Genomic DNA, 23629 nt, shown 5'->3' with positions numbered 1-23629 from the left:
GAATGTGAATGGCTTACCCAAGCAAGCAAGGTTTATATGATCCCGGTAATGAGCATGACGCATGCGGCGTCGGCTTCATCGCCAACATAAAGGGATTAAAAACCCACGATATTGTTCTTCGTGGCTTGGACATTCTGCGCAATATCGACCACCGTGGCGCAGTCGGCGCGGACCCTCTGGTGGGTGACGGCGCGGGCATTCTGATTCAGATTCCTGATTCGCTGTATCGCGACTGGGCCACCGGCGCGGGCGTCGATTTGCCGCAGCCCGGCGACTATGCCGTCGCCATGTGCTTCCTGCCGCGTGACGGGGATGCCGAAGCCGCCGCCGTGCAGCAGCTTGAGCGGTTTATCCTGAAGGAAGGTCAGGTCCTGTTGGGTTGGCGCGACGTACCGGTAACCCTCGACGGGCTGGGCCAGACCGTCCTCAATGAGATGCCGACTATCCGTCAGTGCTTCGTCGGCCGAGGCGCCGGAACGAAGGATCAGGACGCGTTCGAGCGCAAGCTGCTTGCCATCCGCAAGCAAACGCAGAATCCGCTGAAGGAATTGTCGCAGAAGCAGGGGCTGGAGGCGCTGGCCGATTTTTATGTGCCGTCCTTCTCCACCCGCACCGTCGTCTACAAGGGGCTGCTGCTCTGCGATCAGGTCGGCAGCTTCTATGACGATCTGCGCAACCCGCTGTGCCAGTCGGCGCTCGCGCTCGTCCACCAGCGCTTTTCCACCAACACCTTCCCCTCGTGGAAGCTGGCGCACCCCTATCGCTTCATCGCCCACAATGGCGAAATCAATACGGTTCGCGGCAATGTGAACTGGATGAACGCGCGCCGCCGCACGCTTGAATCGCCGCTGCTGGGCGCGGACCTCGACAAGATGTGGCCGCTGATCCCGCATGGTCAGTCGGACACGGCTTGCCTTGACAATGCGCTCGAACTGCTGGTCGCCGGTGGCTACCCCCTGGCGCAGGCGGTCATGATGCTGATCCCGGAGGCATGGGCGGGCAATCCGCTGATGGACCCGAAGCGCAAGGCTTTCTACGAATATTTCGCCGCGCTGATGGAGCCGTGGGACGGCCCCGCCGCCATCGCTTTCACCGACGGTCGCCAGATTGGCGCGACGCTGGACCGCAACGGCTTGCGTCCGGCGCGCTTCATCGTGACCGACGACGATCATATCGTCCTGGCATCGGAAAGCGGCGTCCTGCCCTTCAAGGAAGAAAATATCGTCCGCAAGTGGCGGCTTCAGCCGGGCAAGATGCTGCTCATCGACCTCGATCAGGGCCGCATCATCGAGGATGAAGAAATCAAGGCGCAGCTCGCTGACGAACATCCCTATGAGGAGTGGCTGAAGGAAACGCAGTACAAGCTGGAAGAGCTGCCTGCTTCGCTCGGTGAGGATCTGCTGCCATCGCGTGGCAACGACGCGGCTGCGTTCCTCGATCGCCAGCAGGCGTTCGGCTACACTCAGGAAGACGTGCTGAAGTTCCTGGAACCGATGGCGCGTAATGCGGAAGACCCGATCGGGTCCATGGGCATCGACACGCCTATCGCCGTGCTCAGCCAGAAATCGCGTCTGCTCTACGATTATTTCAAGCAGAATTTCGCCCAGGTCACCAACCCGCCCATCGACCCGATCCGCGAGGAACTGGTGATGAGCCTGGTGTCGATGATCGGCCCGCGGCCGAACCTGTTTGGCCATCATGCGGGCACGCACAAGCGACTGGAAACCCTCCAGCCGGTGTTGACCGACGCCGATCTCGCCAAGATTCGCGGCATCCATGATGCGCTCGACGGTGCGTTCCGTACGCAGACCATCGACATCAGCTGGCCGACGGCAGACGGCGCCGCCGGTCTGGAACGCGCGCTCGATCGCATCTGCAATGAAGCGACCGAAGCGGTGCTCGCGGACCAGAACATCCTGATCCTGTCCGACCGCAACGTGTCGGCCGAGCGCATCGGCATCCCGGCCGCGCTCGCGACCGCAGCGGTCCACCATCACCTGATCCGCCAGGGCCTGCGCATGCAGACCGGCCTGGTTGTGGAGACGGGCGAAGCGCGCGAAGTGCATCATTTCTGCGTCCTCGCCGGTTACGGTGCGGAGGCGGTGAACCCCTATCTCGCGTTCGAGACGCTTGAGCAGATCCGCGTGAAGCAGAACCTGCCGCTGTCCGCTTACGAAGTTCAGAAAAACTACATCAAGGCGGTCGGCAAAGGCATCTTGAAGGTCATGTCCAAGATGGGCATTTCGACCTATCAGAGCTATTGCGGCGCACAGATCTTCGACGCGGTCGGCCTCAATTCCGCGTTCCTGGAGCGCTATTTCACCGGCACCGCCACCACTATCGAGGGCATCGGCCTTGCCGAAATTGCGGAGGAAACGGTCAACCGCCATCGCGAGGCGTTCGGGGACAATCCGATCTACCGCAACATGTTGGATGTCGGCGGCGCCTATGCTTATCGCGTCCGTGGCGAGGAACATGCCTGGACGCCGCAGAGCGTCGCATCACTCCAGCATGCGGTGCGCGGCAACAATCCGAAGGAATATGAAGCCTTCGCCGCGTCCATCAACCAGCAGAATGAGCGGCTGCTGACCATTCGCGGCCTCATGAAGTTCAAGTTCGCGGATCAGGCGATCCCGCTTGAAGAGGTCGAGCCCGCCAGCGAAATCGTGAAGCGGTTCGCGACCGGCGCGATGAGCTATGGCTCGATCAGCTGGGAAGCGCACACGACCCTGGCCGTTGCCATGAACCGTATCGGCGGCAAGTCGAACACGGGCGAGGGCGGCGAAGACCCCAAGCGGTTCACCCCGCTGCCCAACGGCGATTCCATGCGCTCGGCGATCAAGCAGGTGGCCTCGGGCCGCTTCGGCGTGACCACCGAATATCTGGTCAATGCCGACGATGTGCAGATTAAGATGGCGCAGGGCGCAAAGCCGGGTGAGGGCGGTCAGCTGCCGGGTGACAAGGTCGACAAGACCATCGGCAAGACGCGTCACTCGACGCCGGGCGTCGGCCTTATCTCGCCGCCGCCGCACCATGACATTTATTCGATCGAGGATCTGGCGCAGCTTATCCACGACCTGAAGAACGTCAATCCGGGCGCCCGCATCTCCGTGAAGCTGGTGTCGGAAGTCGGCGTGGGCACGGTTGCGGCGGGCGTCAGCAAAGCTCGCGCGGACCATGTCACCATTTCGGGCTATGAAGGCGGCACGGGCGCGTCGCCGCTGACGTCGCTGACGCACGCGGGGTCTCCATGGGAAATCGGCCTCGCCGAAACCCAGCAGACGCTGCTGCTCAACGGCCTGCGCACCCGTATCGCCGTGCAGGTCGATGGTGGCCTGCGCACTGGCCGTGACGTTGCCATCGGCGCGTTGCTCGGCGCGGACGAATTTGGCTTCGCCACCGCTCCGCTGATCGCGGCGGGCTGCATCATGATGCGCAAGTGCCACCTCAACACTTGCCCCGTGGGCGTCGCAACCCAGGACCCGGAACTGCGCAAGCGTTTCACTGGCCAGCCGGAACATGTGATCAACTATTTCTTCTTCGTGGCGGAAGAGTTGCGCACGATCATGGCGCAGCTGGGCTTCCGCACGATCGATGAGATGGTGGGCCGCGTCGACCGGCTCGACATGCGCGATGCCATTGATCACTGGAAGGCGAAGGGCGTCGACCTCAGCCGCCTGCTCCATCAGGTCGCGCCGGATCAGGACCTGGTCCTGCGCAACACCGAAGGCCAGGACCATGGTCTGGACGCCGCGCTTGATCAGGAATTGATCAAGGCGTCGATGGACGCGCTCGAAAGGCGCGACCCGGTTCGCATCGAACGGCCGATCCGCAACGTCAACCGCACCGTGGGCGCGATGCTGTCGGGCGAGGTTGCCCGTCGCTTTGGCCATGCGGGTCTGCCCGACAACAGCATCCTGGTGAAGCTGCAAGGCGTCGCGGGCCAGAGCTTCGGCGCTTTCCTGGCGCATGGCGTGACGCTGGACCTGACCGGTGATGCGAACGACTATGTGGGCAAAGGCCTGTCTGGTGGCCGCATCATCGTCCGCCCGCCAGCAGATACCAAGCGCGTCCCCACCGACAATATCATCGTCGGCAACACCGTTCTCTACGGCGCCATTTCCGGTGAAGCCTTTTTCAGCGGCGTGGGTGGTGAACGTTTCGCGGTTCGCAACTCGGGCGCGATCGCAGTCGTCGAGGGCGTAGGTGATCATGGCTGCGAATATATGACCGGCGGCGTGGTCGTCGTGCTGGGGCAAACCGGCCGTAACTTCGCGGCGGGCATGTCGGGCGGCATCGCCTATGTCTACGATCCCGACGGCAGCTTCCGGTCGAAGGTCAACCCCGCGATGGTCGATGTTGACCCGGTCTCGGCAGTGGCTTCGGATGACGATGGCCTTGGCCGTCCGCTGCAACGCGGCGTGGACGTGCATGACTGGGGCATGGGCGACATGCTTCGCCATGACGCCGACCGCCTGCGCATCCTGCTCGAACGGCATAAGCTGTACACGGGTTCGGAACGCGCCGAGGCGCTGCTGGCCGACTGGCAGGGCACGCTTGCGAACTTCGTCCGGGTCATGCCGAAGGATTATCGCAAGGCTCTGCAGAGCATGGAAGATGAACGCGTTGCCGTAGCCCCCGTGGCCGCCGAATAGGCTTCATGGGGGTGAGGGCATTACTCCCTCGCATGCGACAAGATTGAGAAGTTTGGAGAAAGAGTTTGGGCAAGCCCACCGGTTTCCTCGAGGTTGAGCGCAAAGATCGCAGCTACACCGCGCCCGAAGAGCGTCTGAAGCACTGGAACGAGTTCATCGTCCCGCTGTCGAAGGAAGAGATCCGCGACCAGGCCGCGCGCTGCATGGCCTGCGGCATCCCCTTCTGTCACAACGGTTGTCCGGTGAACAACATCATCCCGGACTGGAACCATCTGGTCTATGAGGATGATTGGAAGACGGCGCTGGAAACGCTGCATAGCACCAATAACTTCCCGGAATTCACCGGCCGCGTCTGTCCCGCCCCGTGCGAGGCGAGCTGCACGCTGAACATCGTGGACTCCCCCGTCACGATCAAGTCGATCGAATGCGAAATCGTCGATCGCGGTTGGCGTGAAGGTTGGATCGAACCGCAGCTGCCCGTGCGCAAGACCGGCAAACGCGTCGCGGTCGTCGGGTCTGGCCCGGCTGGCCTTGCCTGCGCGCAGCAGCTCGCCCGCGCTGGCCACACCGTCACTGTGTTCGAAAAGAATGACCGAGTCGGTGGATTGCTGCGTTACGGCATCCCCGATTTCAAGATGGAAAAGCATCTGATCAACCGCCGCGCCCAGCAGATGGAAGCGGAAGGTGTGGAATTCCGCACTTCGACCGAAATCGGCGTCGCCATCTCGATGGACGCGCTGCGCAGCAATTATGACGCCGTGGTCCTGTCCGGTGGCGCGGAACATCCGCGCACGCTGGACATTCCCGGAAGCGAGCTGGCTGGCGTGCGGCTGGCGATGGAATTCCTGACGCAGCAGAACAAACGCAATGCGGGCGACGATGAACTGCGCGCCGCGCCGCGCGGCACCTTGTCCGCGCAGGGCAAGCATGTCGTCGTCATCGGCGGCGGCGACACGGGGTCGGACTGTGTCGGCACCTCCAACCGGCAGGGCGCCGCTTCGGTCACCCAACTGGAGATCATGCCAAAGCCACCCGAGAGGGAGGAAAAGTCGCTTAGCTGGCCCAATTGGCCGCTCAAGCTGCGGACGTCTTCTTCTCATCAGGAAGGGTGCGACCGCGACTGGGCGGTTACTACCAAGCGGGCGATCGGCAAAAACGGCCAGATCGAGGCGCTCGAATGCGTGCGCGTCGAATGGGTTGATGGCAAGATGCAGGAAATCGCGGGCAGCGAATTCCAGCTGAAGGCCGACCTCGTCCTGCTGGCGATGGGCTTCGTTGGCCCTCGCAAGGCAGGCATGGTCGAGCAATCGGGTGCCGAACTCGACGCGCGCGGCAATGTGAAGGCGAACATGACCGACTATGCCACCAGCCAGCCGTCGGTATTTGCCTGCGGCGACATGCGCCGCGGCCAATCGCTGGTGGTCTGGGCCATTCGGGAGGGCCGACAGTGCGCTCGCGCAGTCGATCTGCACCTGATGGGTGTCAGCGACCTTCCTCGTTAAGCACTGAAGGCAATCGTGACGGTGAAAGGCTCCGAAGGACGGGGCCGATCATCAGTGTACCCCCGCAAGGCCTCGACCCGATCGCCATACCTCGCTGCTCGCCTGCTCTTGAGCGAGGGGGCAGCGGCGTTTGAATGGCGGCAGGGGGCGGGGCTTTGTGTTTACCCCCTGTGAGTTGGCGACGAACGGATAGCCTCCTCTATAATGAGGACCAGCGGCCTTCCGGAGTTCGCGTCGATGGTCTTCAGATGGTTCTACACCAGCGCCAGCAGGCTCGCCGAGGATGAGGCCGATGAGCTGGTCGCGGATATCATCAAGGATTCCGTCCCGCGCAATCACCGCCTCCACGTCACGGGCGCGCTCCTGTTCACCGGCCGCAATTTCGCGCAATATCTTGAAGGGCCAGCAGACGCCGTGGACGCGTTGCAGCGTCTTATATTCGATGACCTGAGGCACGAAAATATCCGCACCATCGCCGAAGGCGTCTATCCTCACCGGCGGTTCGTCACTTGGTCGCTGGCCTATGTTCTACCTGCTCAAGCGAATTATCCGGACGTTGAGCAGCTATTGAGGGAAGCTGCCCATGATCCCGTAAACTGCGCAGAAGCACTTGCCCGGTTCATGTCCGAAACGGCCATGATGGGCCGGGGATAATGTGCGGCGGATTCCTTATCGCCGCTGCGTCGATCAGCGCCATTTCCTGCTACACGGCATGCTCAGGCCCTTCCCATGACAAAGTTGTAATCTGCCGACCATGCGTCGGTTAGGCCATGCCAGCTATCCCGTGCAGCGGCTCACATGGTGGCCACGTAAGTGAGAGGCGGCGCTTACCCCTGTTGCGTCGCCTCTCCAGTCGGATAGGCGAACGATGCACAGGCCAGTTTTCTACGATGCCACCGGCCGCAGGCGCCGCTTGACGCTGCCGACTCTATTCTGCCTGATCATGGTCATTCTCGCCGCCGGAATGGCCTTTGCCTATACCATCATCAATGTGCCCATCCCACCTGCCGTTCCATTGCAGATGGAGCGCCGCCGTCCGGAAGGCATCGGCCAACGCCTGAACCATTTTCAGGCTACCGTCCGCCACCGTCTTTCAGAATGGCTGCCGCATCGGGGTCAGGGCGCCGCTGGTAAGGCTGTTAGCGTTGCCTTCTATGTACCGTGGGACGACGCAAGCCGGGCATCTTTGCGCCAGCATATCGGCCAGATCGACTGGGTGGCCCCGACCTTGCTTTCTGTTACCGGCCCGCGCCACGACCTGCGCGTCACGAATGATCCGGTTTTCACGTCGCTCATCCGCACCTCGGCTCATCGCCCGCGCGTCATGCCCGTCGTACAGAATGCCGATGATGGCGATTGGGACGGTGCCGGAACGGCGGCACTGCTGCATGACCGCGCGGCGCGGAAGGCGCTGCTCCTGCGTCTGGTTCAGTCGCTGAAGGCGCTTAAAGCATCAGGGGTAATATTCGATCTGGAAGCGCTGCCGCCTGGCGCGCACGCCAATTATCTATCGTTCCTCAAGGAAGCAGGAAAACTGCTGCACAGTCAAAATCAGCAAGTGATGCTGACCGTGCCCGTGGATGATGCGCGTTGGAACCTGCATGCCTATGCGCGCGTGGCCGACCGCCTTTTCCTGATGGACTATGACCAGCATTTCATCGGCGATCAGCCGGGTCCGATTGCCGCGCAGCCCTGGTTCGTCGCCCGTTTGCGGGCCGCGCTGCGTGCCGTCCCGGCATCCAAGGCGATCGTGGCGATCGGCAACTATGCTTATGATTGGAAACAAGGCGGCGGCCCAGCTTCAATCCTGTCGATCGAAGATGCATGGCTGACGGCGCATGACTCGGGCGCTCCGATCCGCTTTGACGGCAGGAGCGGCAACGCGACCTTCGACTATTCCGAGGATGGCGTTGTCCATCATGTCTGGATGCTGGACGCGGCTAGCGCCTGGAACCAGGTTCGCGCCGCGCGGATCACCGGCGCAGGCGGGATCGCGCTGTGGCGCCTGGGGTCGGAGGACCCCGGCTTCTGGTCCGCGCTCGCCGGGAAGAAGGGCAAGGTGGAGGGGCTCGGACGGCTGACCAGCTTCAATTCCGTCGATGTCGAGGGCAATGGTGAAATCCTGCGGATCGACGATGTGCCCACCATCGGTCATCGAACGGTGCGCATGGGTTTAGGGCCGCTCAGCGGGCTGATCATCGACGAACATTATGCGAGCCTTCCTACCCCCTATGTCATCCGGCGGACGGGCTACCGCCCGCATATGCTTGCGCTGACCTTTGATGATGGGCCGGATGCGGTATGGACGCCGCCGATCCTCGACATATTGAAGCGCGCGCATGTGCCCGCCACCTTCTTCGTCATAGGCGAAAATGCGATCATGCATCCTTCGCTGTTGCGGGAGATCATCGCGCAGGGCAGCGAGATCGGCAGCCATAGCTACACCCACCCCAATCTGGCCCAGGTCTCGCCACGCGGCGTCTCGCTGGAACTGAATAGCACGCAGCGCCTGGTGGAAGCCTATACCGGCCGGGCCATGCGTCTATTCCGCGCACCTTATTTCGGGGACGCCGAACCCACCAGCGCGGACGAGATCGGTCCCGCGCTGGAGGCGCAGCGCGCAGGTTATTTGAATGTCGGCTTGCATGTCGATCCGGGCGATTGGACGCGGCCGGGCGTGGATGCAATCGTCGATCGCACGGTTCAGCAGGTTGAGGCCGGGGACGCTGACCGCTCAGCACAGGTTGTTCTGCTGCACGACAGCGGCGGGGACCGGGCGCAGACGGTCGCGGCGTTGCCCCGCATCATCAAGCGGCTGGAGGCGAAGGGCTATCGCTTCGTCACCATATCCACCCTCGCAGGGCTGACACCGGACAAGGTGATGCCAAGGATCGGCGGGGCCGATCTGGCGGCGGTGCGGATCGACGTTGCGGTCTTTCTTGTGCTGGCCGCGATCGCGGCGGCGCTTAAATGGCTGTTCTTTGCGGTAATCCTGTTCGGCATCGGCCGGGCGCTGATGCTGGCGGCGCTCGCGCTTGGCAGCCGCCTGCGTTCCAACCGAGTAGAACCGCCAGCGATGCAGCAGGACGTTCTTGTGTCGGTGATCATCCCCGCCTTCAATGAAGCCAAGGTGATTGAGGCGTCGGTGCGCCGCGTGCTGGCGAGCGAGCAGGTGACGCTGGACGTCATCGTAGTCGACGATGGCTCCACGGACGGAACAAGCGCGATCGTCACACGCGCCTTCGCCGGGGACGAACGCGTCCGGCTGCTTACCCTCACCAATGGCGGCAAGGCTGCGGCACTCAACCGTGCACTGGAGCTGGCCCGCGCCCCGATCATCGTCGCGCTTGACGCGGACACGCAATTCGAGCCGCTGACCATCGCGCGGCTCGCCCGCTGGTTCGCCGATGAGGATGTGGGCGCGGTGGCGGGCAATGCGATGGTCGGCAACCGCGTGAACCTCGTCACCCGCTGGCAGGCGGTGGAGTATGTGACGGCGCAGAATCTGGAGCGGCGGGCGCTGGCCCGGTTCGGCGCGATCACGGTTGTGCCGGGTGCGGTGGGCGCATGGCGGCGGGCGGCGCTGGACGAGGTGGGCGGCTATCCGCTCGACACGCTGGCGGAGGATCAGGACCTGACGATCGCGGTCCAGCGTGCGGGCTGGCTGGTCGCCTATGACACTGAAGCCGTCGCTTGGACCGAGGCCCCTGAAAGTTTCCGCGCGCTTGCCAAGCAGCGGTTCCGTTGGGCTTATGGCACGTTGCAGTGCCTGTGGAAGCATCGCGGCATCTGGCGCGATGGCAAGCCAGCGGGTTTGAGCTGGGTCGGATTGCCGCAGGCCTGGCTGTTCCAGATCGGCTTTGCATTGGTGTCGCCGATCATCGACCTGGCCCTGATCGTCAGTAGCATCGATACGGCGGTGCGCATCCATCAGCATGGCTGGGCGCAGACGCAAACCGATGTGCTGCGCATGGGTCTCTATTGGCTCGCCTTTTGCGCCATCGACGTGCTGTGCGGCGCTGTCGCCTACAAGCTCGAACCGCGCGAGCGGCACTATCCGGCCTTGCTGCTGGTGGCGCAGCGCTTTGTTTATCGCCAGATCATGTACGGCGTCGTGATCCGTGCCACCGCGACCGCCATATTGGGGCCATGGGTCGGATGGGGTAAGTTGGAGCGGAGCGGCCGGGTTCAGGCATCGGGCGGCGCGGCGGAGGATATGGCGGCATGGAGCAAGGCGGCGTGAAATCGCTGGCGCGCACATTGCTGCCGTTATGCGGCGTCATTGTCCTGTCCTTCTGGTATCTGGGATATGTGGGCGGGCATCTGTTCGACGTCATGCCTGCCAAGACGGGGCAGAAGGCGGATCGGCATGCGGTCGCGCTTTACCTGTCTGGCGACATGGGCTTCCATGCGGGACTTGGCCCGGCGATCGCCGATCGGCTGACGGCCCATGGCATCCCCGTGGTCGCCGAGAACAGCCTGCACTTCTTCCGCGTCCGCCGCACACCTGAGCAGACGGGCGCAATGATAGCCGACGGGTTGCGACGCGCGATCGCGATCGATCCTCAGGCCCGGCTGCTGTTGTTAGGCCAATCCTTCGGAGCCGATGTCATCGCGCCATCCCTGCCCTATGTGCCGAATGAACTGCGTCGCCGGATCGCCTTTGTCGGCCTGATCGTGCCCGGCGGAACGCGGGAATGGCGCGCGTCGCCTTCGGAAATATTCTCTATCGGGGAGCCCGAGGAGGATGCCTCTCTCGCGGGTCGCAAATTGAGTTGGGTGCCGCTGCTCTGCATCCATGGCGCGGAGGAACGGTCGAGCCTTTGCCCTTCGCTACGCCAGCCTAACGCGACCACCGTCCGCCTGCCCGGCGGACATGAACTGCACCATGATGCGGACAGCGCGAGCGGGATATTGTTGCAGGCGATAGACCGGACGCTCGCCTTGCCCGTCCACCCGGCATGACGCCGTGATCACTGCCCTATCCTCTGCCAGACATCGGCGCGCCCTTTCCGTGGCGCTCCTCCTGCTGATGATGGGATTGGGGCTGGCGATGGTGTTCCACCTCCTGTCCGAGGTACATGGCCATGACCTGCGCGGCGCGATCCGGGCCATCACGCCCGGCGCGCTTGCTGGCGCATTGGCCCTGACGATCCTCAGCTATCTTTCGCTGACGCTGTATGACCATATGGCGCTGCGCATCATCGGCAAGCGGATCGCCTGGCGCACCGCGGCGCTCGCATCCTTTTGCAGCTACACACTCAGCCACAATCTTGGGCTTTCGCTGCTGACCGGCGGATCTGCGCGCATGCGTATCTATGGGGCGGCGGGATTGGGGCCGGGCGATGTTGCGCGGGTAATTGCATCGGCCAGCCTGTCCTTCTGGGGTGGGGTGATCACAATGGCCGCGCTGTTCCTGGCGGTCGATCCGATGCCGATCGCCATCAAGGCGTTTCCCATTGATGCCTCGGCTCTCCAACTGCTTGGCTTCTGCATGCTCGCGGGGGTCGCAGTGGCATTGGCTGCGCTAAGGCGCACGTCGCATCCCGTCCGGCTATTCGGATGGACCCTCATGCTGCCATCGCGCGGACAGGCGGCGGCACAGATCGGCATTGCCTGTGTTGACCTCACGCTGTCGAGCGCGGCGTTGTTCGTGCTGCTGCCGCATACCGCGATCGCCCTGTTTCCAGCTTTCTTCCTGGCCTATACGCTGGGCATCATCATCGCCTTGATCAGCCATGTGCCGGGCGGCGTCGGGCTGTTCGAGGCCGTGGTCCTCGCTACCGTGCCGCAGGTGGCGAGGCCTTCGTTGTTCGCTGCGCTGCTTGCCTATCGCCTTGTCTATTATCTGCTGCCCCTGGCGGCAGCGGCATTCCTTATCGTCCTGCACGAACGACACGCATGGCAAAGCCCGGTTCGACGCGTCCTTAGTGGTGCGGAAAGTCTGGGTCGGGAGATTGCTCCTGCGGTTCTGGCCATGCTGGTGGCAGCTGGTGGCATCGTCCTGCTGGTGTCCGGATCGCTGCCCGCCATACCGGCCCGGTTCAGGGCCGTGAGCAGCATCCTTCCCATGCCCTTTGTTGAGGCGTCCCACTTGGCCGCCAGCATGATCGGGGCTATGCTGGTGCTGCTCGCTTCGGGCCTCTACCGACGGCAGGATGGCGCATTCTGGCTGACCCGGCTGCTGTTGCTGGCGGGCGCTGGCTTCTCACTGATGAAGGGGCTGGATTATGAGGAAGCGGCCGTCCTGATCGTCATTACCGGCCTGCTGCAATGGAGCCGTCCCGCCTTTTACCGCAAGACCAGCCTGACCTCTGCCATGCTTGCTCCGGGCTGGATCATTGCGCTGGCGGTGGCGATCGGCGTTTCGATCTGGATCGGCTTTTTCGCCTTCAAGCATGTCGATTATCAGAATGACCTATGGTGGCAGTTCGGTCGGCACCATGACGCATCCCGCTTCCTGCGCGCAGCCCTTGCGACCGGCGTCCTGCTGATTTGGGCGGCCTTGTGGCAGTTGCTCCGTCCGGCATCGCCCTTCGCCGGACCGGTCATCTCGACCAGCCCCAGTCAGGAGGCGCTGGCGTCCGCCCGGAAAACCGACGCGTTCCTGTCGCTGACCGGTGATAAGCTGTTCCTGACGTCTCCATCGGGCAGGGCGTTCCTGATGTATCAGATTCAGGGCCATAGCTGGATTGTAATGAGCGACCCGGTTGGGGACCCGAGCGAATGGGGTGGCCTGCTTTGGGAATTGCGTGAGCGGGCGGACGCAGCGCAGGGGCGGCTTCTGCTTTATCAACTCAGCCTTGATGCTCTGCCCCTTGCTATCGATCTTGGCCTGTCGCTCGTCAAATATGGGGAGGAGGCACGCGTCGATCTGTCCCGCTTCACGATTGACGGACCCAAGGGGAAGCCATTTCGCCACGCGTTACGCCGAGCCGAAGGGGAAGGCGTGACTTTCGAGATCGTGTCCGCCGCTGACGTCGCCCTGCTGATCGATGAGCTGGAAGCGGTGTCGCGCCGCTGGCTCAAAGCCAAGGGGGGTGCCGAAAAGGCGTTCAGCGTCGGCCGGTTCGACCCGGCCTATTTGCAGCGTTTCGATTGCGCGGTCGTGCGACGGGAAGGCAGGATCATCGCCTTTGCGAACATATGGGCTACCGCCGACCGTAGCGAACTGTCCGTGGACCTGATGCGGCATGATGCAGACATGCCCGCGGGCATGATGGACTTCCTCTTTTGCCGCCTCATGCTTTGGGGAAAGGCGCAAGGCTACCGCTGGTTCACCCTCGGCATGGCGCCGCTGTCGGGACTGGAGGCGCGGCGGCTGTCGCCCATCTGGGTGAAGGCGGGAGCGCTGATTTTCAAGCACGGCGGCAGCCTCTACGGCTTCAAGGGGCTGCGGGCCTATAAGGCGAAGTTCGCGCCCTGCTGGGAGCCGCGCTTCATCGCCGGGCCGCAGGGGTTGTCGATGCTGCGGGCCATGCTGGACCTTCAGCGCCTTATCGAAGGCGGGCCAAGGAGCGCCGTTAGTCGGATGCGGAATGCTGGACGGAGGGCTTTGGATGTCCGATAGGGCGACCATGAGTTACAAAGTGCTGCTCGTCGAGGATGATGCCACGACGGCCGACTATATTGCAAAGGGCCTCGCCGAAGAGGGCTTCACCATCGACCGCGCCGAGGACGGGCGGGAGGGGCTGTTCATGGCGACCGAGGCAAGCCACGATGCGATTATTCTCGACCGAATGCTGCCAGGCATGGATGGAATGGCCGTACTCGCGGCCCTGCGCGCGGCGGGCATCGAAACCCCGGTCATGATCCTGTCCGCGCTCGCGACGGCTGACGAACGGGTCAAGGGATTGACCAGCGGATCGGACGATTATCTCGCCAAGCCGTTTGCCTTCGCCGAATTGCTGGCGCGACTGCGGATCATGTTGAGGCGCGGGAAAGCCGGTCAGGCCGAAACGCGGCTGACATGTGGCGATCTGGAAGTGGACCTGCTTTCAAGGAAGGCCATGCGGGGGAGCCGGTCGGTCGATCTGCAACCGCGCGAGTTCCGCCTGCTCGAATATATGATGCGCCACAGAGGCGAGGTCGTGACGCGGACCATGTTGCTGGAGGGGGTATGGGATTATCATTTCGACCCCGGCACCAATGTCATCGATGTCCATATCAGCCGGTTGCGGCGCAAGATCGATGAAGATGGGGAGCCGCCGCTGATCCATACGGTGCGCGGCGCGGGCTATCGCCTGAGCGAGAATGGCTGATGCACGTCATGCGCTGGCGCTATTCGGTGATCTGGCGCTTTGCCCTGCTGATCTTCCTGATGCAGATCGCCTGCGTGCTGGTGTCGTTGTGGGCAGTCCATCGCTTCACCAGCCAGTCGGTCAACCACGCCAGCCGCGAGATCGCGGTCGGCCTGCGCGACGATATATCGGCCACCTACGCCGCCGCCGGACTAGCCGCTGCTGGGGCAACGGTGCGCAGCCGCATTGCCGCCGATCCGGTTGGCGATTCCATCCTGCTGCTCATGGGACCCGACGGACGCCGCATCGCAGGCAATCTTGATAAATGGCCCGATCATGTCGGCACGGCTGAATCCTGGCGTTTGGTGAACCTGCTGCACGCCCCCCGCCAGCATGGCGATCCGCAGGTCATGGGCATCGTCAGCACCCGTTTCCCTGACGGCACGCGCCTGCTGACCGGACATGTGGTGGAAAGCGACTTGCGCTTCGGCGGCTATCTGGAAGCCGCGCTGTTGAGCGCTGTCTTGATCGCGGTCCCGCTGGCCGCCGGGGCCGCCTGGCTTTCTGCCTCCATCATGCGGAGGCGCCTGCACGCCGTAGCCGATACGGCAAGCGCGGTGAAAACAGGCGACATGGAACGCCGCATCGCCCTGACCGGCAGCGGAGACATGTTCGATACGCTGGGTCAGGCGATCAACGCCATGCTGGACCGGATTACCGGGCTGGTCGATGAACTGCGGCTGGTGACCGACGGCCTTGCCCATGACCTGCGTTCGCCGCTCACCCGATTGCGTGCCGTGCTGGACGGCGCGGTCAAGCAAAGTCATGATGAGGCCAGCGTCAGCGCACTTGAACGCGCGGTTGAGGAGAGCGACACGCTGCTGCGAATGCTGGACACCGCCCTGCTTATCAGCCGGGCCGAAGCCGGAATAGGCCGGGACAGCTTCATGCCGGTCGATATCGCTGCGCTGCTCCATGATTTTCAGGACATGTACGGCGCCTTGGCTGACGAACGGGACGTTACCATTTCAGTAGACGCTGAACCCGGCTTGTTCCTGTTTTCCAATCGAGAGATGCTCGGGCAGGCGTTGTCGAACCTCATCGATAATGCGCTGAAATATGGTGGTGATCGCATTGGGCTTTCAGCGCGCGCTGAAGCCGGATCGATACTGATTCAGGTGTCCGACAATGGTCCCGGCGTTCCAGAGGAGCATCGCGAGCGCGCTCTCAGTCGCTTTGCCCGGTTGGACCTGTCACGCCACATCGCGGGCGCTGGCCTAGGCCTTTCGCTCGCCGCCGCTGTTGCGCGGCTCCACGGCGGCGCCCTTGTGCTTGGTGACGCGCAACCCGGATTGCTTGTCACGCTGTCGTTCCCCTATTCGCCGAGTGACGGTGAGGCTGCGCAATCGACTCCTCCACATTCAGGCCGAGATATCTGAGCGCGCTCAGCCTGGCCGACCAGCTGTCGCCTATTTTTGCACGGGCAGAGCCTTGAGTTCCGCATCGATCTTCGCGGCGACGGCATCGTTCATCTCGGGCACATAGGGCTGCATCGCGCGCAGCCTGATCTGCGGTGCCAGGCCCAGTTGATCGGCGGCGCCGAGCGTCGGCAGATATTTGACGATGATCGCCTGCGCGCGCGGATCTTTCAACAGGTCGCCAAGCATGGAATCTATGCTGTAACCGGGTCCTTCGACCACCTTTGGCCCCGTCAGCGGCGGCAGGTCGCCGGTGCGCGCGGCGCGAACCGTCACCGTAGATCCCGCTTTGCTTGCCGCGACCTTCAGCAACCGTGCGTTGGGCGGGGACAGCACACGGCCACCTTCCACCGTGACCGTATATCCTTGGGGATAACTAGGGGCGGGCATGGCGATTTCCGTCGTCAATCGATAACGATCCCGCCCGTCCGGCCCCTTGGTCGACCAGCGATAATCGAGTGAGCCTTTGTCCGCGTCGAAAGTCAGCGCAATCGGGGTGCCCGCCGTCGCTGCCGCGTAAGGGCGGGCATAAGCGCGCAACACGGCATCCCGATTGGGCGCAGGCTTGGTCGCGGCCTTTGGATTGACCAGCGCCTCGAACGTGCCGCGCGTCCATGCCAGCCATGGGATCATGCGATTGTCGAAATCCTGCGCTTGCGATGCCAGGTCGGCGGCATCGTTGCTGAACCCCCATTCGGTGTTCAGAATAGCGGCAGGCGCAGCGACGGCTCGGGCCAGCGCTGCCTCGCTCACCTTTTCGCGGATGGGGCGGAAGGGGCCATAATTATGATAGGAAAGGCCCTGTTGCTTGGCGCCGGGCATCGGTGTGTTGATGGGAATGCCAAGTGCCCCCTGCAACATGAACGGTTCGACGAACAATATTGTGTTCGGCGCGGCCTTGCGCATCGCCACGCCTGCCTTGGCGTAGAAAGGCGCAAGCAGTTGTTGTTCTAGTTCCGGGCAGTCCGCGATCTTTGGATCGGGCTGCGCGCATTTCGACCCGGTCGACGGCTCGTTCATCAGATCGATGCCGAACACCGCAGGATTCTTGGCGAAGCGCCGCCCCAGTGCCGCCAGCATGTCGATGTAGACATCCTGTACGCCACGTCCGTCCACGGTCGGTTTATTTGCCCAAAAATTGTCGAACGCGCGCTGGACAGCGGCATCCTTGAAATATCGGTTGGGGAAATCGAGCTTCGGATCGCTTTTCAGACCGTCAGTCAATGTCATCCAAGCGGGCATGCCGCGTTCGCCGATCGTGTCGCTATATTCGTCCTGATGCAGGTCGATGAGGACATGGATGCCCTGTCGGGAATAGGCGGCGACGGTGCGCGTCACGGCGTCGAGATAGGCTTCATCGACGTGCCCGGGCTGCGGCGTGATGCGGCTCATGAACATGATGAGGCGGATGCCATTGAATCCTGCCTCACGCATCAGGCGCGGCGTGTCATCGCTCCATTGGGTGCTATGTCCGCCCGAGCCAAGATGATGGGCGTTGCCGATCAGTTCGATCATATTCGCGCCGTGCAGCATGACGACACGGCCCTGCGGATCGATGAGCCAGCGATCCTGCTGCGTCAACCTCATCGGAGTGGCGGTGACAGTGGCGCTCCGCGATGTCGCATTAGCCGTCGAAGTGACATTCAACGATAGACACGCCGTTGCGATAAATGCCGACCGGAAGAGTAGCGTCCTCATATTTCACCTGCGCATTTTACAATCTCTAACTCACTGTAACATAGTGGATCGCTATAAAACAGACGAATACGTTCGATATTTTAGGCGGACTCTAGAATGGCTCCCAAAGCTGTTCCGCTTTTCCACGAAATCAATCTATTGACGGCGCGCCATATCGCATTTAGCCCGCGCCGGGCTGGACAACTCACGGAATAAGCCGCGACGCGATCTGGACTTCGAAGGCCCAGCCGAACGTGGCGATCGGCCGCTGCAAAGGACTGGACTATGCTGCTGCCGGGCATCGCCGCGGGAATGTTGATGATGGGCGCACAGGCGGCAACGGTCGACGCGCCGCCACCCGAGGCCTCACCGACGGTGGATGTGGCAAGCGCTGCGGCAGCGTTGAACATATCTCTGCCTCCCAAATCGGAAAACGGCGCGGAGGAGCAGCCCACCGACATCGTGGTGACCGGCGCAGATCGGCCTCCGGCGGGTGATCCGCTTGAGCATCTCAATGCAAAAAGCTTTGAAGCGGTTCAGTCGGTTGACAAGGCCGTGGTCGAGCCAGTGGCGAAGGCCTATAACAAGGGACTGCCCAAGCCCGTTCGGAAGGGTTTCCGCAACTTCTTCGCCAATTTGCAGGAACCGGTGGTGTTCGCCGCTTACATGCTCCAGCTGAAGCCCGGCAAGGCGGTGGAAACGGTGGGGCGCTTCACGATCAACACGACGCTGGGGGTCGCGGGCCTGTTCGACGTCGCCAAGCGCAAGCCCTTCTTCCTGCCCTATCGGCCCAACGGTCTCGCCAATGTGCTTGGCTATTATGGCGTAGGGCCGGGGCCATATATGTATCTGCCCATCGTCGGGCCGACCACGCTACGCGATATCATCGGCGATACAGTGGACAAAATGGCGGTGCCCTTCCTGATCGGAAAGCCCTTCACAAAGCCTGCCTACGTCATTCCGGCGACGATCCTCAACCAGCTTGGCGAGCGTGCGGCCTTTGACGATACCGTCCAGAAAATCCGCAGGGAGGATGACCCCTATGCAGCTTATCGCGAGCTGTATCTGAAGCAGCGCAAGGCGGAGATTGAGGCGCTGCACGGCCGGGCGAGCGATGACGTGGTGCCGGTTTATGGGCGACAGATGGGAGAAGGTGGGACGGCGTCGCAATAACAGGCGCTCTGCTGATCTTCGACGCCGCTCAACCTGAATCGTGTCACAAATTGAACGGCGCGGGGGCAGTGTCCTTGAAGAGGCGCACCGCGAATGTGGCGAGAATATAGAAGATCCCACGCAGCGCCTTCTGCGTTCAGGCGCTGTTTACGCCCGTGCAGATCAACTTCAATTCCACATAATCATCGATGCCCCAATGGGAGCCTTCGCGCCCAAGGCCTGACTCCTTGACGCCGCCAAAAGGCGCGACCTCCGTCGAGATCAGTCCGCTGTTAAGGCCGACCATTCCATATTCCAGCGCTTCCGAAACGCGGATGCTTCGATCCAGATCCCGCGTGTAGACGTAGCTGGCAAGGCCAGCCGGAGTGTCGTTGGCCATCGCGATCGCTTCAGCCTCGCTTTGGAACCGTACCAGGCCAGCGACCGGGCCGAATGTTTCCTCCTTGCAAAGCAGCGCGTCGGCGGGAACATTCGCCAATACCGTTGGAAGGAAGAAATTGCCTTCGCCCCTGATCGCGTGGCCTCCGGCAAGGATATGCGCTCCGCGCGATACCGCGTCGTCCACATGGGCGGATGCCTTGGTCACCGCCCGCTTATCAATCAGCGGCCCTTGGTCTGTGGGGCCGCTCATGCCCGCGCCCACCACGAACTGGCTGACGCGTTCGGCCAAGCGCTTTGCAAAGGCGTCGAAAATGCCATCCTGAACCAGAAAACGGTTCGCGCAGACACAGGTTTGGCCGGTGTTGCGAAATTTTGAAATGAGAGCGCCTTCAACCGCGCTTTCGACATCGGCGTCATCGAAAACGATGAAGGGCGCGTTGCCGCCCAGTTCCAGGGAAACGCGCTTCACGGTCGACATACAGCGTGCCGCCAGCATCTTGCCCACGCCCGTCGAACCCGTGAAGGTGAATTTTCGAACTCGCGGATCCGTGGTCAGGATGTCGCCGATCGGGGCCGCATCGCCGGTCACGACGTTGAATATCCCGGCAGGCACCCCGGCCTCTTCCGCTAACACGGCGAGCGCCAACGCCGAAAATGGCGTGAGCTCGGATGGCTTGAGCACCATCGAGCAACCGGCGGCCAAAGCAGGCCCTGCCTTGCGGGTAATCATCGCGAGGGGGAAGTTCCAGGGCGTGACGGCGGCGACGACGCCAACCGGCTCCTTACGCACGGCCAGACGGCGATCGGATGCGTGGGGCTGGATCAGTTCGCCATTGATCCGGCGTGCTTCCTCCGCAAACCATTCCAAAAAGGACGCTGCATAGGCGACCTCGCCTTTGGCCTCGGCAAAGGGCTTGCCCTGCTCCAGCGTCAAAATTGTCGCCAGATCGTCCTGGTGCATGAGCATCAACTCGCCCCAGCGCCGCAATATGGCGCCGCGCGCCTTCGCCGCCAGCTTGCGCCAGTCGACCTGAGCCCGCCAGGCGGCAGCGACCGCCTGTTTTGTTTCGTCCGCGCCCAAATTGGGCACAGTCCCCAGTTCAGAGTCGTCTGCGGGATTGGTGACGGCGATCTTCGCCGTCCCCTCGATCCACAGCCCGTCAATAAATGCCGCTTCCTTGAACAGGGCGGATCGAGAGAGAGTGTGCGAGAAGGTCACGCAACCTCCCTCGAGACAGCGGTCAGCGCCTTCTCCAGAATATTCAGGCCCTGCTCCAACGTGTCGTCTTCAACAGTCAGCGGCACCAATATCCTTATGGCCTGACCAAATTGGCCGCAGCTTAGCAAAATCAATCCATTTGCCAGTGCGCGCGCGCAGACGCGCTTCGCTTCGTCGCCATCCGGCTGGCCATGTTCGTTGACGATGTCGAAGGCAATCATCGCTCCGGGGCCGCGCAGGCCGGTGATTTTCACCATGTCGTTGCGCTGGGCGAACTGCGTAATCCGTTCGCGAAGTCTGTGGCCGATGACATTGGCACGGTCGAGGAGGCGTTCATCCTCGATAACGTCAAGCACGGCCAAGGCTGCGGCCAACCCGACCGGAGAGCCGCCATAGGTGCCGCCCAAGCCACCGGGGCCGATGACGTCCATGACATCCGCGCGCCCGATGACACCGGATATCGGAAAGCCGCCGCCCAGCGACTTTGCGACGGTAAGGAGGTCGGGCTTGATCGGTGCATGTTCAATGCCGAACATCTTTCCGGTGCGGGCGAAGCCGGTCTGAACTTCGTCCGCGATTATCATGATGCCATGGCGACGACGGATATCATCGAGCGCCTGGAAAAATTCGGGCGGCGGGCTATGGAAACCGCCTTCGCCCTGGACCGGTTCGATGATGAAAGCCGCGATGCGCTCTGGTTCGATGTCGGCCGCGAACAGGAAGTTGAGAGCCTTGAGCGTATCCTCAACGCTAACCCCTGTGGTCGGGCTGGGATAGGGGAGATGGTAGATTTCGCCAGGAAACGGCCCAAGGCCCTTCTTGTACGGCGAAACCTTGCCGGTCATGGCGGACGTCAGCAGGGTCCGGCCATGGAAGCCGCCCGCAAAGGCGATGATGCCGGGGCGGCCGGTGGCCGCGCGTGCGATCTTGACTGCGTTTTCGGTCGCTTCCGCGCCGGTCGTGAAGAAGATGGTTTTGGCGTCGCCATCGACGGGCGCCAAAGCGTTCAGCCGCTCAGCCAATTCGATATAAGGCGGATAGGCAACCACCTGAAATGCCGTGTGCGTGTATTTGTCGAGCTGGTCGTGAACCGCCGCGATCACCTTGGGGTGACGATGGCCGACGTTGAGAACCGCGATCCCGCCCGCAAAATCGATATAGGCATTGCCTTCGACATCCCAGATGGTGGCGTTCTCGGCCCTATCGGCGATGATGTTGGTGGCGGTGGCGACGCCCTGCGGGATGGCTTCCTTGCGACGGGCGTTATATTCGGCGTTCCGCATCTGACGACCTTCATGATGGTTTCTGGAATCTGTCCTGATGCTGATACATTAGGGGATTTTGCATCCCGGAAGCAGTTGCTTTCGGCGGCCGCTTTGGTAACCTGAGGTCACCATCTACTCCTATGGCTGAACGCGATGAATTCACCATTGCCTCCTTTCTCCGCTCTCAGGGCCTTTGAGGCAGTGGGCCGATTGGGCGGTATCCGACGAGCAGCGAAGGCCCTTGGCGTAAGCCATGCCATAGTCAGCCGTCACGTAAGAGGGCTGGAAGAGCGTCTGGGCGTTACCTTGCTGGACCGGGAAAGCGGGCAGATGACAGCGGTTGGCGTTGATTATCATGGCCGTCTGGTGAAGGTTTTCAATGAATTGAGGGAAGCAACGGACGCGGTTCGGGGCAGGACCGATGGCAAGCTGGTAATATCCTGCGTCGGGGGATTGGCATTGCATTGGCTCGCTATGCGGCTTGCGATGTCTTCGGGCCGAAACGGAATGCCGCCGGTCGATCTTCGATCGGAAGATGGGCTCCTTGACCTTTCGAACAACGCCGTTGATGGCGACATTCGATATATTGGCGATGGCCAGACGCTGGACCGGAAGCGCGGGGTGAGAACCCTTGAACTGGCGAGGCCGCATGTTTTTCCGTTGGCCTCGCCGATGTTCGTTTCTCGCTGGGGCGACAGGATTCGTTCGGCGGAAGACCTGGCTACATTGCCGCTGATCGAGGAACGCAGCGATGTGGAATGGCGTATGTGGATGAGGGCGCAATCTATCGATCTTCCGCCGAACACTCCGACCGGCAGATACGGCCATGCTCATCTGGCGCTGGCCGCCGCGCGGGCGGGGCAGGGGATCGCGCTTGGCAATCACTATCTCATTGCCGAAGATCTTGCGGCGGGTAGACTGGTGAAGGTCGTGCCTCGTGAAAAGGAATTCGTGCCTGTGACACTGGGAGCTTATGTTTTCAGGGGACCCGCCAATCGGTGGTCGGACCCATCAATCGTCCGATTCAGACGCTGGCTTGCGGCGCAATTCAGCGCGGACCCGGCATATTGACGCGTCTTCAACGGGTTTGCCGGGACGCGTTTGCCTGAACATGTTTCGTTTTGAAGTCAGGGCAGGGGGGAATGTCTGAAATGTTGTCACTGGAATATCTGGCTTCCCCTGAGTGGAATGGCAAGATCGCGCAGCTTATCGCTTTGGAAGGTAAAGCGAGAGCAGAGGCGCTGTTTGACATGTTTTCGGCCGCGCTCCGATCAGATGAGATGATGTTGTTTCATTTTCGGGAAAATGTTGGGCCAGAGGTAGTCGAACATCGGACGCCGAAATCTGTCAGGCAGCAGCAGATTAACGATTATAAAAACGGATTTTACCTTACCGATCCATTCTATCTCGCCATTGAGCGGTCCATCGAAAATCAGGCGATCAGTCTTAAGGACGTGGTAGATCAGGATGATTTTCAAACGAGCGATTTTTTCGTTCGGCACTATGTGGATACCGACCTTGTTGATGAGATGTGCTATTGCATGTCCGACGGGCAAGGTGGGCACATATTGCTTTCCTTCGCGCGCTCCCGTGACGCGGGGCGTTATTCGGATAAGGAATTGGAACTGGCCAAGGCGATTGCCCCGATTGTCTTCGGCACGCTTTCTTCGAGCTGGCGACATTTTGCCGATCCGAAACTATTTGCTCCTCCCTCGCCCGAAGAAGTGAAGCTGCACGACGATCTGAAAAGAGCCCGCGATAATTTCGGCCGCTCCCTGTTGACCGATCGGGAGTTCGAGGTCGTTCAGATGATGCTGAGAGGATATCCGATCGATGTGATCGCGAAACGGCTGAAAATGGCCGAAGGCACGGCGAAGGTGCATCGGAGGAATATATACGCCAAGCTGGATATCAGTTCGATGGCGGAACTGTTTTCGCTGTTCATCGACGTGGTTGGGGAAGTGAATGTCGGCCTGGATGCCGATCCGTTGCTTCAATATGGGCAGGTGCCCCGCAGCAACTGACTTGCCTGCGCGTTT

The 23629-nt window shown here is 61.9% G+C and carries 14 protein-coding genes; 11 read left to right on the top strand and 3 right to left on the bottom strand.

Features of this window, described 5'->3' with window-relative positions:
• The first annotated feature begins 8 nt into the window (after window positions 1-8).
• From gltB to IZV00_RS15775, 8 genes are all read left to right on the top strand, one after another.
• Window positions 9-4655, top strand: coding sequence for a glutamate synthase large subunit (gltB, locus tag IZV00_RS15810; RefSeq protein WP_196227371.1), 4647 nt, complete (start codon window positions 9-11; stop codon window positions 4653-4655).
• A gap of 65 nt (window positions 4656-4720) precedes the next feature.
• The gene (locus tag IZV00_RS15805; RefSeq protein ID WP_196227370.1) at window positions 4721-6157 is read left to right on the top strand and encodes a glutamate synthase subunit beta; all 1437 of its coding nucleotides are present in this window, start codon (window positions 4721-4723) and stop codon (window positions 6155-6157) included.
• A 237-nt stretch (window positions 6158-6394) separates the two neighbouring features.
• Window positions 6395-6811: a BLUF domain-containing protein gene (locus tag IZV00_RS15800; RefSeq protein ID WP_196227369.1), complete on the top strand. Its 417-nt coding sequence runs from the start codon at window positions 6395-6397 to the stop codon at window positions 6809-6811.
• Between the two features lie 214 nt (window positions 6812-7025).
• On the top strand, window positions 7026-10400 hold the full coding sequence (locus tag IZV00_RS15795; RefSeq protein WP_196227368.1) for a glycosyltransferase: 3375 nt from the start codon (window positions 7026-7028) through the stop codon (window positions 10398-10400).
• Window positions 10397-11122 (top strand): AcvB/VirJ family lysyl-phosphatidylglycerol hydrolase, encoded by a 726-nt coding sequence (locus IZV00_RS15790; RefSeq protein ID WP_196227367.1) that lies wholly within the window; start codon window positions 10397-10399, stop codon window positions 11120-11122. The genes IZV00_RS15795 and IZV00_RS15790 overlap by 4 nt, the downstream gene beginning before the upstream one ends.
• Before the next feature lie 49 nt (window positions 11123-11171).
• Window positions 11172-13727 (top strand): bifunctional lysylphosphatidylglycerol flippase/synthetase MprF, encoded by a 2556-nt coding sequence (mprF, locus tag IZV00_RS15785; RefSeq protein ID WP_230463468.1) that lies wholly within the window; start codon window positions 11172-11174, stop codon window positions 13725-13727.
• 7 nt (window positions 13728-13734) lie between these two features.
• Window positions 13735-14418: a winged helix-turn-helix domain-containing protein gene (locus tag IZV00_RS15780; protein ID WP_196227366.1), complete on the top strand. Its 684-nt coding sequence runs from the start codon at window positions 13735-13737 to the stop codon at window positions 14416-14418.
• Entirely contained in the window at window positions 14418-15836 is a 1419-nt protein-coding gene (locus IZV00_RS15775; protein ID WP_230463467.1) for a HAMP domain-containing sensor histidine kinase, read from the top strand. The genes IZV00_RS15780 and IZV00_RS15775 overlap by 1 nt, the downstream gene beginning before the upstream one ends.
• 30 nt (window positions 15837-15866) lie before the next feature.
• Here IZV00_RS15775 and IZV00_RS15770 read toward each other — a convergent pair whose 3' ends face one another.
• Window positions 15867-17462, bottom strand: coding sequence for a cellulase family glycosylhydrolase (locus IZV00_RS15770; protein WP_230463466.1), 1596 nt, complete (start codon window positions 17460-17462; stop codon window positions 15867-15869).
• Window positions 17463-17837: 375 nt separating this feature from the next.
• Between IZV00_RS15770 and IZV00_RS15765 the strand changes: the two genes are divergently transcribed.
• On the top strand, window positions 17838-18725 hold the full coding sequence (locus tag IZV00_RS15765; RefSeq protein WP_196227364.1) for an MlaA family lipoprotein: 888 nt from the start codon (window positions 17838-17840) through the stop codon (window positions 18723-18725).
• Window positions 18726-18861: 136 nt separating this feature from the next.
• Here IZV00_RS15765 and IZV00_RS15760 read toward each other — a convergent pair whose 3' ends face one another.
• Together IZV00_RS15760 and gabT are read right to left on the bottom strand one after the other, a co-directional pair.
• The gene (locus tag IZV00_RS15760; protein ID WP_196227363.1) at window positions 18862-20325 is read right to left on the bottom strand and encodes an NAD-dependent succinate-semialdehyde dehydrogenase; all 1464 of its coding nucleotides are present in this window, start codon (window positions 20323-20325) and stop codon (window positions 18862-18864) included.
• On the bottom strand, window positions 20322-21608 hold the full coding sequence (gene gabT / locus IZV00_RS15755; RefSeq protein ID WP_196227362.1) for a 4-aminobutyrate--2-oxoglutarate transaminase: 1287 nt from the start codon (window positions 21606-21608) through the stop codon (window positions 20322-20324). The genes IZV00_RS15760 and gabT overlap by 4 nt, the downstream gene beginning before the upstream one ends.
• 135 nt (window positions 21609-21743) lie before the next feature.
• Between gabT and IZV00_RS15750 the strand changes: the two genes are divergently transcribed.
• On the top strand, window positions 21744-22661 hold the full coding sequence (locus tag IZV00_RS15750; protein ID WP_268934793.1) for a LysR family transcriptional regulator: 918 nt from the start codon (window positions 21744-21746) through the stop codon (window positions 22659-22661).
• Window positions 22662-22732: 71 nt separating this feature from the next.
• Complete coding sequence (locus IZV00_RS15745; protein WP_196227360.1) at window positions 22733-23614, top strand: helix-turn-helix transcriptional regulator; 882 nt, start codon at window positions 22733-22735, stop codon at window positions 23612-23614.
• The last annotated feature ends 15 nt before the right edge of the window (window positions 23615-23629 follow it).

Source organism: Sphingobium sp. Cam5-1, from assembly GCF_015693305.1.
Lineage (GTDB): Bacteria > Pseudomonadota > Alphaproteobacteria > Sphingomonadales > Sphingomonadaceae > Sphingobium.
The sequence above is the reverse complement of the archived record's forward strand: the minus strand, read 5'-3'. Positions and strand labels throughout refer to the sequence as shown.

Excerpts from the sequence above, each read along its gene's own strand:
- gltB (WP_196227371.1), top strand. The coding sequence starts at position 9 with ATGGCTTACCCAAGCAAGCAAGGTTTATATGATCCCGGTAATGAGCAT.
- IZV00_RS15800 (WP_196227369.1), top strand. The coding sequence starts at position 6,395 with ATGGTCTTCAGATGGTTCTACACCAGCGCCAGCAGGCTCGCCGAGGAT.
- IZV00_RS15795 (WP_196227368.1), top strand. The coding sequence starts at position 7,026 with ATGCACAGGCCAGTTTTCTACGATGCCACCGGCCGCAGGCGCCGCTTG.
- IZV00_RS15780 (WP_196227366.1), top strand. The coding sequence starts at position 13,735 with ATGAGTTACAAAGTGCTGCTCGTCGAGGATGATGCCACGACGGCCGAC.
- IZV00_RS15775 (WP_230463467.1), top strand. The coding sequence starts at position 14,418 with ATGCACGTCATGCGCTGGCGCTATTCGGTGATCTGGCGCTTTGCCCTG.
- IZV00_RS15770 (WP_230463466.1), bottom strand. The coding sequence starts at position 17,462 with ATGAGGTTGACGCAGCAGGATCGCTGGCTCATCGATCCGCAGGGCCGT.
- IZV00_RS15765 (WP_196227364.1), top strand. The coding sequence starts at position 17,838 with ATGCTGCTGCCGGGCATCGCCGCGGGAATGTTGATGATGGGCGCACAG.
- gabT (WP_196227362.1), bottom strand. The coding sequence starts at position 21,608 with ATGCGGAACGCCGAATATAACGCCCGTCGCAAGGAAGCCATCCCGCAG.
- IZV00_RS15750 (WP_268934793.1), top strand. The coding sequence starts at position 21,744 with ATGAATTCACCATTGCCTCCTTTCTCCGCTCTCAGGGCCTTTGAGGCA.
- IZV00_RS15745 (WP_196227360.1), top strand. The coding sequence starts at position 22,733 with ATGTCTGAAATGTTGTCACTGGAATATCTGGCTTCCCCTGAGTGGAAT.